At 69.9% G+C, this 15,214-nt stretch carries 13 protein-coding genes; 3 read left to right on the top strand and 10 right to left on the bottom strand.

Translation table 11 applies throughout. From position 1 onward, the window contains the following. Positions 1-15 precede the first annotated feature (15 nt). From hemB to hemE, 8 genes are all read right to left on the bottom strand, one after another. Complete coding sequence (gene hemB, locus KIH31_RS10025) at positions 16-993, bottom strand: porphobilinogen synthase (protein ID WP_214426980.1); 978 nt, start codon at positions 991-993, stop codon at positions 16-18. After that, a complete protein-coding gene (locus KIH31_RS10020) occupies positions 990-1,880 on the bottom strand; it encodes a uroporphyrinogen-III synthase (protein ID WP_307857611.1) in 891 nt (296 codons plus the stop codon). The genes hemB and KIH31_RS10020 overlap by 4 nt, the downstream gene beginning before the upstream one ends. Positions 1,881-1,882: 2 nt before the next feature. Next, positions 1,883-2,857: a hydroxymethylbilane synthase gene (hemC, locus tag KIH31_RS10015; RefSeq protein WP_214427252.1), complete on the bottom strand. Its 975-nt coding sequence runs from the start codon at positions 2,855-2,857 to the stop codon at positions 1,883-1,885. After that, positions 2,857-4,026 carry a ferrochelatase gene (locus tag KIH31_RS10010; protein ID WP_214427251.1) on the bottom strand — a complete coding sequence of 390 codons (1,170 nt, stop codon included), beginning with the start codon at positions 4,024-4,026 and terminating at the stop codon, positions 2,857-2,859. The genes hemC and KIH31_RS10010 overlap by 1 nt, the downstream gene beginning before the upstream one ends. A 62-nt stretch (positions 4,027-4,088) precedes the next feature. Continuing rightward, entirely contained in the window at positions 4,089-4,790 is a 702-nt protein-coding gene (gene hemQ / locus KIH31_RS10005; protein WP_214426979.1) for a hydrogen peroxide-dependent heme synthase, read from the bottom strand. A gap of 93 nt (positions 4,791-4,883) precedes the next feature. Continuing rightward, on the bottom strand, positions 4,884-5,999 hold the full coding sequence (locus KIH31_RS10000; protein ID WP_214426978.1) for a CAP domain-containing protein: 1,116 nt from the start codon (positions 5,997-5,999) through the stop codon (positions 4,884-4,886). Between the two features lie 31 nt (positions 6,000-6,030). Then, positions 6,031-7,467 carry a protoporphyrinogen oxidase gene (gene hemG / locus KIH31_RS09995; RefSeq protein WP_214426977.1) on the bottom strand — a complete coding sequence of 479 codons (1,437 nt, stop codon included), beginning with the start codon at positions 7,465-7,467 and terminating at the stop codon, positions 6,031-6,033. Further along, entirely contained in the window at positions 7,467-8,528 is a 1,062-nt protein-coding gene (gene hemE / locus KIH31_RS09990) for a uroporphyrinogen decarboxylase (RefSeq protein WP_250545794.1), read from the bottom strand. The genes hemG and hemE overlap by 1 nt, the downstream gene beginning before the upstream one ends. A gap of 137 nt (positions 8,529-8,665) precedes the next feature. Here hemE and KIH31_RS09985 point away from each other — a divergent pair, with 137 nt between their 5' ends. Both KIH31_RS09985 and KIH31_RS09980 read left to right on the top strand, forming a co-directional pair. Further along, entirely contained in the window at positions 8,666-10,003 is a 1,338-nt protein-coding gene (locus KIH31_RS09985) for a glutamyl-tRNA reductase (RefSeq protein ID WP_214426975.1), read from the top strand. Between the two features lie 160 nt (positions 10,004-10,163). Continuing rightward, positions 10,164-11,633, top strand: a complete 1,470-nt coding sequence (locus KIH31_RS09980; protein WP_214426974.1) for a DUF2254 family protein — start codon at positions 10,164-10,166, stop codon at positions 11,631-11,633. A gap of 66 nt (positions 11,634-11,699) precedes the next feature. Here the strand turns inward: KIH31_RS09980 and KIH31_RS09975 are convergent, their stop codons facing one another. Both KIH31_RS09975 and moeB read right to left on the bottom strand, forming a co-directional pair. Then, complete coding sequence (locus KIH31_RS09975) at positions 11,700-13,211, bottom strand: HNH endonuclease signature motif containing protein (RefSeq protein ID WP_250545793.1); 1,512 nt, start codon at positions 13,209-13,211, stop codon at positions 11,700-11,702. A gap of 83 nt (positions 13,212-13,294) precedes the next feature. Continuing rightward, the gene (gene moeB / locus KIH31_RS09970) at positions 13,295-14,488 is read right to left on the bottom strand and encodes a molybdopterin-synthase adenylyltransferase MoeB (protein WP_214426973.1); all 1,194 of its coding nucleotides are present in this window, start codon (positions 14,486-14,488) and stop codon (positions 13,295-13,297) included. 93 nt (positions 14,489-14,581) lie between these two features. Here moeB and KIH31_RS09965 point away from each other — a divergent pair, with 93 nt between their 5' ends. Beyond that, complete coding sequence (locus KIH31_RS09965; protein ID WP_307857610.1) at positions 14,582-15,205, top strand: TetR/AcrR family transcriptional regulator; 624 nt, start codon at positions 14,582-14,584, stop codon at positions 15,203-15,205. Positions 15,206-15,214: the final 9 nt, after the last annotated feature.

Here is a 15,214-nt window from a genome sequence, read left to right as displayed (position 1 = left end):
GGCCGGGGCCCTGGATCAGGCCCGCAGCCAGCCGGCGAGCTCGGAAGCCCAGTAGGTCAGGATCATGTTGGCGCCGGCCCGCTTGATGCTGAGGACGGATTCCTCGATCGAGCGGCGGCGGTCGATCCAGCCGTTGGCAGCCGCTGCTTCGATCATCGCGTATTCGCCGGAGATCTGGTAGGCGGCGACGGGTACCGGGGAGGCGGCGGCGACGTCGGCGAGGATGTCGAGGTAGCTCATGGCCGGCTTGACCATGATCATGTCCGCGCCTTCCTCGAGGTCCAGCTCGACTTCCAGCATCGCTTCGCGCCGGTTGGCGGGATCCATCTGGTAGGTCCGCCGGTCCCCCTGCAGCTGGGAATCGACGGCTTCGCGGAACGGTCCGTAGAAGGCGGAGGCGTACTTGGCGGCGTAGGCGACGATGGAGGTGCCTTGGTGGCCGGCGTCGTCAAGAGCCTGGCGGATCACCGCGACCTGTCCGTCCATCATGCCGGACGGCCCCAGCACGTGGGCCCCTGCCTCAGCCTGGGCCACCGCCATCCGGCCGTAGATTTCCAGCGTGGCGTCGTTGTCGACCGTGCCGTCGGCGGCGAGCACGCCGCAGTGCCCGTGGTCGGTGAACTCGTCCAGGCAGACGTCGCTCATCACCACCAGGTCATCGCCCACTTCCGCGCGCACGTCGCGGATCGCCTGGTTCAGCACTCCGACCGGGTCCAGGGAGGCGCTGCCGGCGGCGTCGCGGGTTTCCGGCACGCCGAAAAGCATGATGCCGCCCACCCCGAGCCGGACGGCTTCGGCCGCGGCGCGCTTGAGTGAGTCGGTGTTGTGCTGCACGACGCCGGGCATGGAGGTGATGGGGGACGGCTCGGTGAGGCCTTCGCGGATGAAGGCGGGCAGGATCAGCTCGGCCGGATCGAGGCGGTATTCGGCGGTCAGCCGGCGCATGGCGGGCGTGGTGCGGAGCCGGCGGGGGCGGTGGTGCGGGAAGCTCACAGTGTTTCCTTCGCTGTCGAGGCGGATGGTTGGTTCGGCGGGGCGGAGGGTCCGAAGGCCTCCGCAAGTGCGGACAGGACGCCTTCCGGCGTCGGTGCGGGGGCGACGGCGGCGACCGGCTGGCCCAGGCGTGCTGCCTCTGCGGCGGTCGCGGCTCCGATGGCCACGAACCGGGCCGAGGCCGGCAGCGGGCCGAGCAACGAGACGATCCTGCGGGCGGCGCTGGCTGATGCTGCGACGACGGCGGAGGGTACGGCGTCGTCGAGCAGCGCGCGGACCTCCGCCGGTGTGTGCAGCGGGCGCCCGCCGCCGGACCCGCTCTCTTCCGCGGCGTCACTGAGCCTGTGCTCCGGCCGCGCCGGGAAGTTCACGGTCTGGTAGGCCGCTACGGCGGTCACGTCGGCGCCGGTGCCAACCAGCCCGTCGCGCAGCAGGGGGGCCGCGATGTCGGCCTGCGGCAGGAGCACCGTGCCAGCCCCGGCGGGCCAGACCGAGAGCAGCCCGGCCGCGGACTGGGGCTCCGCCGGCACGAGGTCGACCTTGAGCCCCTGGGCCTCGAGCGCACGGCGGGTGGCGGCCCCGACGGCGGCGATCCGCACGGTGCCCGGGACCACGGACGCCAGCGGCATCCCGCGGGCCTCGGCGGCGCGCCGCAAGGCCAGGACAGTGGTGGCGCTGCTGACCACGAGCCAGCGGTAGGCGCCGCCGGCCAGGGAACGGAGGGCCCGGTCCAGCAGTGCCGGCTCGGGTGCGGTTTCGAAGTCGATCAGCGGCATCAGCAGCGGCCGCCCGCCGGCGTCGGCCACGGCGTCCGCCAGCACCGCCGCCCGCTCCGGGCTGCGCGTGATGACGACTCTCCGGCCGGCCAGTGTCGCCGCTTGGGCCACCGTCAGTGTCCCGCCAGGTCCGCCAGTTCGGCGGCGCCGTCGGCCAGCAGTTCTTCGGCGAGTTCGATGCCCAGGAGCGTGGCTCCGACTTCGGTCAGCACCTCGGTCCGCCGGGACCGGCGCAGGATCCGGGTTCCGTCGTCCGAACACACCACGGCATCCAGGCTCAGGGCTTCCCCGGTGAAGGATGCCAGGGCTCCGATCGGGGCGGTGCAGCCGGCTTCGAGACGTGCCAGCAGGGCCCGCTCGGCGGTGACTTCATGGCGCGCTCCGGGGTCCTCGATGGCGGCCAGCGCCTGCGCGAGCGCCCCTTGGGACCCGGTGGTGGATCCGGCCTTCCGCGGGGCGTCGTCGGAGCGGCATTCGATCGCCAGGGCACCTTGGCCCGGGGCCGGGAGCATCACGGACGGTTCGAAGAACTCGGTCACGGCGCCGAGCCTGCCCAGCCGGGTCAGGCCGGCAGCGGCCAGCACGACGGCGTCCAGGTCGCCCCGGCCGCCCTCGACGAGCCCGGCGACCCGTCCCAGCCGGGTGTCGACGTTGCCGCGGATGTCCACAATCTCCAGGTCAGGCCGCACGGCGCGCAGCTGGGCCGCGCGGCGCGGCGACCCGGTGCCCACCTTGGCGCCAGCCGGCAGCCCGGACAGGGGCAGTCCGTCCCGGGCGCACAGCGCGTCCCGGACGTCGGCACGGGCCGGAACGGATGCAATGGTCAGTCCCGGCGCGGCCCCGGTCGGCAGGTCCTTGAGCGAATGCACCGCCACGTCGCAGCGGTTCTCGAGCAGGGCCTCCCGCAGCGCAGCAACGAACACGCCGGTCCCACCGATCTGTGCGAGCGACGCTTTGTTCACGTCGCCCTCGGTGCGCACATGCACCAGGTCCACGCTGAACCCGCCGACGGCTGCCAGCCGGTCCGCGGTCTGCTGGGTCTGGGTCAGGGCCAGCGCGCTGGCCCTGGTTCCGATCCGGGCGCTGATCATGAAGCAGTGCCCGCCGGTTCAAAGCCGGTGCCGATGCGGGTGTCGGCCCCGGCGATGGTCGGCTTTTCGCCGCGCTGGTTGGCGCAGCAGCCGGGACGGCAAACGTCGTACCAGGGCCCGAGGCGGGTCATCGCCGGCCGGTCGGCGACGGTCAGTTCGGGCCGGCCGGGCACTACGGTGCGTTCGAGGATCAGGTCGACCATGCCGGCCACGAACTTCTCGTGCACCCCGGGCGTCGGCACGCGGGTCGCGGCAATCCCCAGCTCGCGGCAGGTCTCCAGCGCCTCGGTGTCCAGGTCCCAGGCGACCTCCATGTGGTCGCTCACGAAGCCCAGCGGCACGATCACCGCACCCTTGACGCCCTTGCCCGCAAGTTCTTCGAGCGCGTCGTTGATGTCCGGCTCCAGCCACGGCACATGCGGGGCCCCGGAACGGGACTGGTAGACCAGGGACCACTCGGTTCCGGGGGCGACACGTTCGATAATGGCGCGGGCGCCGGCAAGGTGCTGGGCAACATAAGCGCTGTGCTCTTCGAACTCGCGCGGTTCCTCCGGGGAATTCCCGGAGGCATGCGCGTCCTTCATCGGGATGGAGTGGGTGCTGAAGAGGATGTGCAGCGGCGCATCCGGGGTTCCGGCAGCGGCCAGCTGGGCGCGCACGTCGGCCAGCCCCTTCGCGGTGCCTTCGACGAAGGGCTCCACAAAACCGGGGTGGTCGAAGTACTGGCGGACCTTGTCCACTTCCAGCTTGCCGTCCAGACCGGTCTCGGTCAGCGCCATGCCGAGATCCTCGCGGTACTGGCGGCAGCTCGAGTAGCAGGAATAGGCGCTCGTGGTGATCGTGAGCAGGCGGCGGTGGCCGGCGTCGTAGGCATCCTGCAGCACCTGCGGGATGTACGGGTCCCAGTTCCGGTTGCCCCAGAGTACCGGCAGGTCAATGCCGCGGCGTTCCAGTTCGGCTTCCAAAGCTGCCTTGAGGGCCCGGTTCTGGGCGTTGATGGGGCTGATGCCGCCGAAGGCACGGTAGTGGTGCGAAACCTCCTCAAGCCGTTCGTCGGGGATGCCGCGGCCGCGGGTGACATTGCGCAGGAAGGGGATGACGTCGTCCTGGCCTTCCGGGCCGCCGAAGGAGGCCAGCAGGACGGCGTCATAGGGCTTGGGCTCCATCCGGCCCTTCTCGGTCTGCGGATTCACAGCGGTGGACGCTTCGCCGGTCCCGGAGGGCGCGCTCACGCCAGTACCTCGGCGATCTCCGCGGCCTCGATGCGACGGCCGGTGTAGAACGGGATCTCCTCGCGCACGTGCATCCGGGCATCCGTGGCGCGCAGGTGGCGCATCAGGTCCACGAGGTCGACGACGTCGTCGGACTCCAGGCCCAGGATCCACTCCCAGTCGCCAAGGGCAAACGAGGAAACGGTGTTCGAGAGCACCTGCGGGAAGTCGCGGCCCAGCAGGCCGTGGTGGCGCAGCATCCTGCCGCGCTCCTCCGGGGGCAGCACATACCACTCGTAGGAGCGCACGAACGGGTACACGCAGACCCAGCCCTTCGGAGCCACGCCCCGGTAGTAGGACGGCGAGTGGTCCTTGGCGAACTCGGCCTCGCGGTGCACGCCCATGGCCGACCAGGCGATCGAGGTTCCCGTGAACAGGGCGCTGCGGCGGATGTGGCGCACCGCTGCCTGGAGGCCTTCCGCCGACGGACCTACGAGCCACATCATGACGTCGGCGTCGGCGCGCATGGCCGAGACGTCGTAGGCGCCGCGGAGCGTGATGTTCTGCTCCGCAAAGCCGGCTGCCAGCTCGTCGAAAGCGGCAGCAGCTGAGGCGTCGGGGGCTGAGGCGTCGGCGTCGCGCTTGAACACGGTCCACAGCGTGAAGGCCTGTGCTTGCGACGCGGTTTTAGTGACAGATTCCGCAGAAGTGTGGCTCATGGTTACAGTCTGCCCCTTGGCGCGCCCTAAGTCGAAACGGCCGGAGGCCCCCGGCCCCGAAAATCCTTCTACAGCACGTAGAAGTGGCCAATCTCACAGCAGCATCCGCTGTTCGGCGGCCTTGCGCCGCAGCATGCCCCAGGCTGCGAACGAAGCCCCCGCAACTCCCAGCAGCCCGATTCCCAGCAGCACCGTGTTGGGGATGCTGCCGAAGCGGGACAGGTCGGCGACGAAGCCCGGCGTCGGCCGGTGCCCGGGGACCGCCGAGCCATTCAGCGCTGCCGGGCCGGACCCGGACGTCCACGGGGCGGCCGACGCCGTTGCGCTTGGTGAGGACGACGACGGCGTCGGGGAAGGGACGGCCGCAGCCGAGGACGGCTGCGGGGGCGTTGCGCCGGTGGCCGGACGCTGCGGTGAGCCGGCACTGGACGGGTCTGTGGTTGCCGGGGCGCCGGGTGCGGAGCCACCGGTCGAGGCTAAACCGGCGGAGGGCTTCGGTGCCGCAGTGGTGCCCGCGCTGCCCTGGACCGCCGGCTTCCGGGACGGCGCCGCCGCTGGCTGCGTCGCCGTCGGCACGGGCGCCGGGGAGGGCGAGCCGGGCGCCGCAGTCGGTGTCGGAGTCGGAGCAGGCGCGGGAGCGCTTGTGGCCGGCGATGCCTCCGCCGATGCTCCGAAGTCCTCGGTGACGTATTGGCCCGACGCGGACGGTGCGTGGCCGATTCCGACAGAGGTGAACGACGGGTTCAGCAGGTTCGCGCGGTACGACGGGGACGCCGTCCAGTCAGCGAAGGTTTCCTCCGCGGTGTCATCCAGCGCGATGTTCTCGGCCAGGTCCGACCAGGCCCCCGCCAGCTGCGTGTCGAGGTCCGGCCGCTCCGAGAGGGTGCGGCTCGCGGCCATCGTGGAGGACCAGCTTTGCGCGGTGGAGGCCAGGCCCGCATGCCAGGTCAGCGGCCGGAGGCCCTGGCGGCTGCGGTAGTCGTTCACCAGGGACAGCAGGGTCTCATCGAACGAATCCGGGTCGCCCTGGGCGGGAAGGACCGAGATCTGGGCGGCGCCGCTGAGGCCGCCTGAATCGGCCGCCGAAGCGGCGGGCAGCCCGGCTCCGAAAGCCAGGGCGGCACCGGCAGCGACAGCGGAAACACGACGGAAAACGGGGGCTTGGGATCCGGTCCGGGCACGAACATTCCTGGGCTCTTGATCAACCATGGTCATCCAGCCTAGGCGAAAAGTAACGGTTTTATAAAGTCGGCGCCTCGCCGCCGAGCAGCGTCCGCACCTGTCGCCGGGCATCAGCCACCACCGCCACCAGGCCGTTTCCAGCCAGCCATCCGCCGGCCATCGCCAGGCCGGGATGGGCGGCCACGAGCGCCCGGACGCGAGCCACCCGCTGCTTGTGCCCGACGGCGGCGAACGGCAGCGCCCCGGGCCACGCCACCACGTCCCAGCCGAGCACGTCGGCGGGAGTCACCCCGGTGCCGAGCAGGGTCGTTGCATCGGCGAGGGCGGCATCGAACAGGTCCGAATCGGAGTAGCCTGACAGGTCGTCGCCGGCGCGGCCGTAGGAAAGCCGAAGAACGTGCGTCCCCGGCCCGGCGGCGTCCGCCAGCCAACCCCATTTCGCGGTCGCGTGGGTGAGCGCCTTGGCGGTGACCCCGTCCACCTGCGGCGCGACGAGAATTCCGGTGCCGCGGGGCGCGTGGTCGAGTTCGGGCATGTCAACCACCAGCGTCACCAGGCTGACGTCGGGCCCGGGAGCCGGTGCGAGTTCTCCGAGGCCGGGCACGGCGTCGCCGAGCAGATCCGCGGCCGCGGGGCCGTCGATGGCGACCACCAACTCGTCCGCCTCACCCGTCCAGGGACCGGCGCCCACCAGCCAGCGCCCGTCCACACGGGTCAGCCGGTCCGCGCTCCGGCCCGTCAGGACCGTCACGCCCCGGGAGCGCAGGTCCGCCTCCAGCGCGGCGACGAGGCGGTTCATCCCGCCGGCGATTCCCGCAACGGCGGAACCAGCCTTCGCTGCCCGGCGCTGCGCGGCGACTGCCCCTGCCAGGGAACCGTGGGTGGCCACACCGGCACGCAGGCCCGGCGCCACCATGTCGACGTCGAGCATCGCGGGATCCGCCGAGTGCACTCCGCCCACCACGGGCTCGACCAGCCGCTTCAGCACCCGCTTGCCCATCCGCGCCCGGACGAGCGCGGCGACGCTGGCGACATCGCCCCGGGGGCCGAAACCGGCGGGGAGGTAACGGTCGAGGGAGGCGCGCAGCGCGCCAGCCACCCCCAAGGTGCGCCGCACTTCCGGAGCCCAGACATCCGCCGGGATGCCCAGCACGCCGGTCTTGGGCAGCTGTTCGGCGCCCCACGGCAGCTGCACCCACGCCCCGGACGGATCCGGTGCGACGATCGCGTCTGCCAGGCCCAGTTCCGCCGCCAGCTCCGACACCGCCGGGGACCGCGTGGCGAAGGATTCCGCTCCGCTGTCCAGCGTCAGCCCTGCGACTTCGTGGCGGCCCACCATGCCGCCGAGCCGGTGCGTGGCCTCCACCAGGGTCACTTCCCGGCCCGCTGCCGCCAGGTCCCGCGCGGCCACCAGGCCGGCCACGCCGCCGCCAACAACGATGGCTGTGCGCTTCCCGGGCCTGCCCCGGCGGCCCGGTCCCGCGGGGCTGCGCATCAGGGAGCCACCGAATGAACCAGCTTGACGACGGCGGTCAGCACATCCGGGTCGGTCTCCGGGGGCACCCCGTGCCCCAGGTTCACCACGTGCCCGGGCGCCGACTGCCCCGCCGCAAGGACCTCGCGGACATGGGCCTCCAGCACCGGCCAGGGCGCCGCGAGCAGCGCCGGATCAATGTTGCCCTGCAGGGCGACAGTTCCGCCCAGCCGGCGGTTTGCCTCGTCGAGTGGAAGCCGGTAGTCCACGCCAACGACGTCGACGCCGACATCGCGCATGGCCACGAGCAGTTCGGAAGTGCCGGTGCCGAAGTGAACCAGGGGCGCACCGAGGCCGCGCACATGGTCCAGAGACCGGGCCGAGGCGGCGGCCACGTGGGTGGTGTAGTCGCGCAGGCCGAGCGAACCGGCCCAGGAGTCAAAGAGCTGACCGGCGCTCGCCCCGGCCTCCAACTGGGCCTTCAGGAACAGGCCCGACGCGTCGGCGGCCCATTCACTCAGGGCACGCCAGGCGTCAGGATCCGCGTGCATCATCGTCCGCGGGCCCAAGTGGTCGCGGGACGGCCGGCCCTCGACCATGTAGGCGGCGAGCGTGAACGGGGCGCCGGCGAACCCGATCAGCGGCGTCGAGCCCAGCTCGGCGACAGTCAGTCGCACCGCTTCGCGGATCGGTTCGAGGGCTTCCTCCGTGAGCCGCGGCAGCCGCGCGACATCCGCCGCGGTGCGCACCGGGCTCTCCAGCACCGGGCCGACGCCGGGGACGATGTCCACGCCGACTCCGGCAAGCTTGAGCGGAATCACGATGTCCGAGAAAAAGATGGCCGCGTCGACGTCGTGCCGCCGCACCGGCTGCAGGGTAATCTCCGCCGCCAGGTCCGGGCGCAGGCAGGAGTCCAGCATCGCCACTCCCTTGCGCGCCTCGCGGTATTCGGGGAGCGAGCGGCCGGCCTGCCGCATGAACCAGACCGGACGGCGCGCCGGCTTCTGCGACCGGTAGGCGGAAATCAGCGGTGAATCCGTGGTGCGGCCGTCCAGCAGCGGGTGCGATGCGCTCAGTGTCATGGGATCGATTCTGCCGAACAAGGTCCGGATTGGATAATGACAATCTGTCATTATGAGCATGAAGTAATCAGGATCACCAGAGCTTAGGCGGCACTTCCTGTTCTACCGCGCGCCGAAATCGCTAGTATGGATGCATTGTGGTCCTTTTCTCTCTTGTAGCTACGCATGCCGACGTTGACCTGGAGACGGTTGCCCGCCTGAGTGCCGGTGCCTCCGAGGTCGCTCCGTCCGTACTCGCCGACGGGTCGGCGGTGAAGGGCGCAGTCGTCCTGGCGACCTGCAACCGCTATGAGATCTACGCCGAGGCTCCCTCCGAAAACGACCTTGAAGCCGCCCGCTCGGCCCTGATCGCCGAGATCGCCGGCCGGAGCGGCCTGGACGAGCCCCTTGTCTCGAAGTCCTTCCTCACCCGGACCGGGGAAGAAGTCGGCCAACATCTTTTCGCCGTCAGCGCCGGCCTGGATTCCGCCGTCGTCGGCGAACGTGAGATTGCCGGCCAGGTCCGGCGCGCCCTGATCGGCGCCCAGGAATCGGGGACGGCCAGCGCGGGCCTGGTGCAGTTGTTCCAGGCAGCCTCGAAGACTGCGAAGGAAGTCGGGGCCCAGACGGCGCTCGGCAGCCGCGGCCTTTCGATCGTGTCCGTCGCGCTTGACCTCGCCTCGGACCTCACCGAGTCAACCTGGCCGGCGAAGCACTGGGCCGGCCGTAAAGCCGTGATTTTCGGTACCGGCGCGTACGCGGGTGCCACCATGGCCCAGTTGCGCGAACGCGGCTGCACCGACATCAGCGTGTACTCGTCGTCGGGCCGTGCCGAAGCTTTTGTCGCCACCCGTGGCGGCACCGCACTGACCGCCGAGGAGCTCCCGGGGGCGCTCGCCGCCGCCGACGTCGTCATCGGCTGCAGCGGCTCGGATGCCCGCCTCGACGCGGCCGAGGTCGAGCGCGTGCGGGCCGGATCCACCGGGACGCTCATCATCATCGACCTTGCCCTCACCCGTGACTTCGACCCCGCGGTGGCCCAGCTCGACGGCGTGGAACTGCTCACCTTGGAGTCCGTGCGCCTGGCCGCCCCTCAGGAGCAGTCGGAATCACTCACTCACGCCAGCCGCATTGTGGCCCGCTCCGCGAAGGATTTCGAACAGCAGCGCCAGGCACGTTCGGTGGATTCCGCCATCGTGGCGTTGCGCCGGCACACGCTCGACGTACTGGACACCGAGCTTGAACGTGTGCGCGCCCAGCACGGTTGCACAGCGGCGGCCGAAGAAGTGGAGTTTGCGCTGCGCCGGATGGTCAAGCAGCTGCTACACATCCCGACCGTCCGGGCCCGCGAACTCGCAGCCCGAGGCGAGCAGGACAGTTACGTCGCTGCCCTTGAAGCGCTCTACGGAATCTCCCTCGACGAGCCCGCTGACGCCTCTCCCGCTGCCTGCCCCGTTGACCATGAGGAGCTTCGCCGCGCTGCCGGCGGCGCCTGAGAGTCACGCTTCTCCCCGTTCCGCGGCCAGCGTTTTCTGGCGCGGAACACATCAGACACCCTTCACTCCTTTACCTGCCTTGCCTATAGGGTGGCGACAGGACTGAAGGAAGGCGGCATGGGTGCGGAAGGCGTTGCCGGCGCGGCTTGAAAAGAGGGCTGTGGCCCGCACGATGAAGGCCGGCAAGAGCAGACGGGCCAACGTGCATCGAGGAGAGACCGGGCAGGCGGTGCGCCTGGCGTTCGTTGAGTTCCTCACTCTCCCGGTACTGATTGTTCTGGCTTTCATGGCCCTCGCCGTACTGGTCTTCCTGCTCGACTACCTACGTCCCGGCATGCTCGAACCCGCCCGGGCGGCCATCCAGAAGGTCCTCTTTCCCGACGCTAAGACCACGGTCAACGTTCTGCAAACGATGGCGGCCACAGTCATCACCGTCACGTCCATCACCGTCCCGCTCCTGCTGGTGGCGCTCCAGCAAGCGGCCAGCGGCCTCTCCACACAGGTGCTGGACCAGTTCCTCAGACGCAGGGTCAACCAGGTTTATACCGGCTTCTTCGTTGGACTCGGCGTTTTCTGCCTGCTGGCGGCCGCCACCAGCGACCCGGGCCGGAACCCCGTTTATGCTGCCACCGCGGCCTTGGTCCTGAGTGTGATCGGCTTCAACTTCCTCATCCTGCTCTTCTACACGACGATCAACCAGACCCGTAGCCCGATCATCCTCGAAGCCATTCACGACCACGCCGCGGACGCCCGCGTCCGCCAGCTGCACTGGTTGAAGACAACGCGGAGCGCCCCTGCCTACGACAACCCGCCCTGCCGGATGCAGGTGCATGCCGAACTGACCGGCTTCATCATGCATGTGGATGTGGCCGCCCTGGAGAAAGTCCTGCGTACCGGCGGCCCCAACGATGAAGTGGTGCTCTCCCTGGCACTCGGGGCATACGTCGCCTACCACGACGTGATTGCCGAAGTGAGGTGTGACTCCGACGAGCAGGGCAAACGGATCGCTGAGGCCGTGGAATTAGCGGTCCGGAGGGAACGACTGCGCAACGTTGACCACGTGGATGCCGGTTTCGGCGTCGAACAGCTTTACGACGCGGGGTGGACCGCGGCGTCCTCCGCCAAGCACACTCCCCTCGCGGCCATCAACGCAATCGTCAACCTGCGCGACCTTCTCGCCCGGTGGGCTGAGGACACCGTTGAACAAAGCAAAGAGAGCAGGGTCGTCTACACCGACAACGTGCTCGGGATCCTCACAGCAGCGTTCGAATCCATTCTCGCTGCAGCCGCCGAAGCCAGAAACCCGAGAGTCTGTGCCGAGGTCCTCTCAGCCCTCGCGGCCACTTTCGCCCGCAGCCGCCCGTCCGTCCAACACGATCTTGAAGCAATCATCCTCCGTGCACTGCCCCTCGTTACCGGGCTGCCCGTTTCGGCACTGCTCGAGACGGCGCTCGACGACGTCGAAGCCGCTCTCGAATCCTGCGGGGCCGACCGTCCCCTTGAACGCGTACGGCACGCCCGCCGGGAACGGCAGGTCGACGCCCGCGACGTCCGGACCGCCGCCGAGAACCTTGGCGACGAATCCGCCCCAGGGCTGCAGCGTGGCAAGGCCGGCCCGCCCACGGCCTGAACACCGGCCCGCACCCTCTCCATGACCCGCGTCGGCTGTGCCCGCGGGCGTTCGATGCCGGGTGTGTCAGATCCGGAAGTAGGTGTTGTGTCCGGGGGTTTGGGTGGGGTCGAGTTCCGGTGGTGGTGTCCACCAGGGGATGCCGTTGCGGAGGCTGATGTGCCAGCGTTCTTTGTGGAGCAGGTGGTGGTGGTAGGCGCAGGCCAGGGCCGCGTTGTGGATTCCGGTGGGGCCGCCGCGGGACCACCACTGGACGTGGTGGGCTTCGCACCAGGGGGCGGGGACGGTGCAGCCGGGGGCGGTGCACCCGCCGTCCCGGGCAACCAGGGCTTTGCGCTGGTGCGGCGGGAACGCCCTCGCGGAGCGTCCGACGTCCAGGACCTGGCCCTGGCCGCCGAGCACGATGGGCAGCAGCTCGGCGTCGCACGCGAGCCGGCGGATGCTGCGGGCGGTGACGGGGCCGGTGAACACGAACCTCCCCGCACCCCCGCCGCCTGTCCCGCCCCCTTTTCCGCCGTCTGTTGTGTTGGTGGTGAGGTCGTGGAGCAGGTCCTGGTAGCCGATGGTGACCATCACCTGCGGGCGCAGGCCCCCGGTGGCGGGCAGACCCCCGGCGGCCAGCGCCGCCTGGCAGCCGGCGATGAGCCCGTCGAGGAGCTGCTGGGCCCGGGACCGGCGGTCAAACACCCCCGGCACACCCGCACCCGCAGGGTCGTCGTTTCCGCCGCTGCCGCCGTCGTTGCTTTCGCTGGTGGTGGTTCTGGGGTTGGTGGCGGTGTGGATGACGGTGGTGATCTGTTCGTACTGCTCGTCGGTGGCGAAGATCTCCAGGTGGTGCAGGCCGCGGTGCCGGCGGCGCAGAAACAACCCCTGCCGGTGCCGCAGCTCCTCCTCCGAGGGCTCCGGCCCGTCCTGGTCAATCGCCGCCACCCACCGCTGCGCCATCCGGACCAGGAAATCCTCATCACTCTCCGACGCCGTCAGAGTCAGCGCCTGCTCCATCCGCCCCGCCGTCTCCGGCGTGCACAGGCGGCGGGTCTTCTCCAGGCAAACCGCGACCAGGGTCGCGGCCCGCGAGCCGAGCTTCCCGTCCCGGAACGCCTCCCCCAACACCGGATACCGGGCCGGCACGTCCTGGCCGCCCAAACCCGCCGAGGGCAGCACCGCCTCGCCCAGGGCCAGCCGCCGGCGCGCCTCGCCGACACTGATCCGCAGCACCGACCGCAACAGCTCCGCCGTGTTCCGGAACCCCTCAAACACCGACCCGGCGCCCGCACCGGAATCCGCCCCGGGCGCCTCCGGCACCAGCGGCCCGGCCGCCCCCGAACCCCCGGAGCCGGCGGACCGCCGGGCATCAAGCTCCGCCGCCGCCATCACCTGCAGCCGCCCGATCACCCGGGAAACCCGCTCCACACCGGCCGCGAATTCCATCGCCTCCGCGTCCGAGCGCAGACCCGCCAAGCCGCCGTCCGCCACCAACCCGGCCAGACGGCCCTCCAACACATCAAGTTCGGACAGCAGCGGATCCCCCACCGCTACCCGCGGCGGGCGACGCTCCCGGACCCCGAGGACCTCCATGGCCTCACTCTGCCACCTGGCTCCGACAGTTTGAGGACGCGGGACGAGGCGGCGAATCCGGCAGACCGGGGCCGTGTCCCCGCCTAGTACACCGGTTTGTCCGGTTCGATTTCCCGCACCCAGGCCAGCACGCCGCCCTCAACGTTCACCACGTCGACGAAGCCTTCCTTGAGCAGTGCCTGCTGCACATTCGCGGACCGGCCGCCCAGCTTGCAGTGCAGCAGCAGTGTCTTCCCCCGCGGCAGCTCCTCCAGCGCCTCGCCGGAGAGTATCCGGCCTTGCGGGATCAACCGGGACCCGGGAATGCGCACCAGCTCGAACTCCCCCGGCTCGCGCACATCGATGAGTTCGAAGTCCGCCTCGCCGCGCTCCCGAGCCTGCAGCAGCCGGGCCAGTTCAGCGACGTCGACCGATGCTGCGTCCGCGGGCTCTGTGGCCGGCGCAATCCCGCAGAAGAGGTCATAGTCAGTCAGTTCAGTGATCGGCTCGGCGTCCGGATCCTTGCCCACCTTCAGTTCACGCCAGCTGCTGCGCAGGGCGTCGAAAATGAGCACCCGGCCCAGCAGTGACTCCCCGATGCCGGTAATCAGCTTCACTGCCTCGGTCACCATCACGGAGCCGACGGCGGCGCAGAGCATCCCGAACACGCCTCCTTCCGCGCAGGACGGCACCGAGCCGGCAGGGGGTGCCTCAGGGTACAGGTCCCGGTAGTTGGGACCGTATTTGTCCCAAAAGACGCTGATTTGCCCGTCGAAGCGGTAGATGGACCCCCAGACGTAGGGCTTGCCTAGCAGAGCCGCGGCGTCGTTGACGAGGTAGCGGGTGGAAAAGTTGTCGGTGCCGTCCAGGATGAGGTCGTAGCCGGCAAAGATCTCGAGCGCGTTGGAAGCATCCAGCCTGACCTCGTGCAGCTGGACGCGCACGAGCGGGTTCAGCTCAGCGATGGCATCGCGCGCCGACTGCGCTTTGCTGCGGCCGACGTCGCTGACGCCGTGGATGATCTGGCGTTGGAGGTTGGTGGTGTCCACCGTGTCGTCGTCGATGATGCCGAGCGTGCCCACGCCGGCCGCCGCCAGGTACAGCAGGGCCGGGGAACCCAGGCCGCCGGCGCCGATCACGAGGACCTTGGCGTTCTTCAGCCGCCGCTGACCGACCGCGCCGATGTCGGGAATGATGACGTGCCGCGAGTAGCGTTCCGCTTCGGCGGGAGTGAGGGCGGCCCCGGGTTCCACCAAGGGAGGGAGCGACGTCGTCGGGCGGCCGGTAAGGGAGGTCATACTCCAAATCTATTCCGCGCCGTAGTGCCGCGGCATATTACCGGCCGGTAAAATGATAAGAATCAGTTTTCAGCTCTTGCGAAAGGTCGCCTCGTGAGTCAAGAACCGCGCCGCACCCACGGCCGGCCTGCCCGCCTGCCCCGGGAGGAGCGCCGCGCCCAGCTGCTGACGGCCGCCCAGGAGGTCTTCGTCGCCAATGGCTACCACGGCGCCGCCATGGACGAGATCGCCGAAACGGCGAAGGTCAGCAAGCCGGTGCTGTACCAGCACTTCCCCAGCAAGCGCGAACTCTATCTGGCCCTGCTCGACAGCCACCTCGCGGCGCTGACCGAGCTGATGCTCGGCGCCCTGAACTCCACGACGGACAACAAGCAGCGCGTGCACGCCACGATGAAGGCGTACTTCCAGTTCATCGCCGAGGACGACCAGGCCTACCGGCTGGTCTTTGAATCCGACCTCACGAACGACCCGGAAGTCAGCGCGCGCCTTGAGGCGTACAACGCGACCTACGCCGAGGCCATCGGGAAGGTGATCGCCGAAGACACCAAGCTGCCGCCGCTGGAGGCCAATCTGCTGGGGCGTGCGCTGGCGGGGATGGCCCACGTCAGCGCCCGGTACTGGCTGGAAACGGGCGGGGTCCTGGACATCGATGTGGCCAGTGAGCTGATCTATCGTTTAGCTTGGCGCGGAATCAGTCGTTTCCCGAAAGAGTCCTAGGCTAGAACT

Source organism: Paenarthrobacter sp. DKR-5, from assembly GCF_018531425.1.
Taxonomy (GTDB): Bacteria; Actinomycetota; Actinomycetes; order Actinomycetales; family Micrococcaceae; genus DKR-5.
This window is presented reverse-complemented; position numbering and strand designations above follow the sequence as displayed.

Bases quoted from the DNA above. Each gene is read 5' to 3' on its own strand.
- moeB (WP_214426973.1), bottom strand. From the start codon at position 14,488: ATGACCTCCCTTACCGGCCGCCCGACGACGTCGCTCCCTCCCTTGGTG.
- hemE (WP_250545794.1), bottom strand. From the start codon at position 8,528: ATGACACTGAGCGCATCGCACCCGCTGCTGGACGGCCGCACCACGGAT.
- KIH31_RS09975 (WP_250545793.1), bottom strand. From the start codon at position 13,211: ATGGAGGTCCTCGGGGTCCGGGAGCGTCGCCCGCCGCGGGTAGCGGTG.
- KIH31_RS10010 (WP_214427251.1), bottom strand. From the start codon at position 4,026: ATGGAGCCCAAGCCCTATGACGCCGTCCTGCTGGCCTCCTTCGGCGGC.
- hemG (WP_214426977.1), bottom strand. From the start codon at position 7,467: ATGCGCAGCCCCGCGGGACCGGGCCGCCGGGGCAGGCCCGGGAAGCGC.
- hemQ (WP_214426979.1), bottom strand. From the start codon at position 4,790: ATGAGCCACACTTCTGCGGAATCTGTCACTAAAACCGCGTCGCAAGCA.
- KIH31_RS10000 (WP_214426978.1), bottom strand. From the start codon at position 5,999: ATGGTTGATCAAGAGCCCAGGAATGTTCGTGCCCGGACCGGATCCCAA.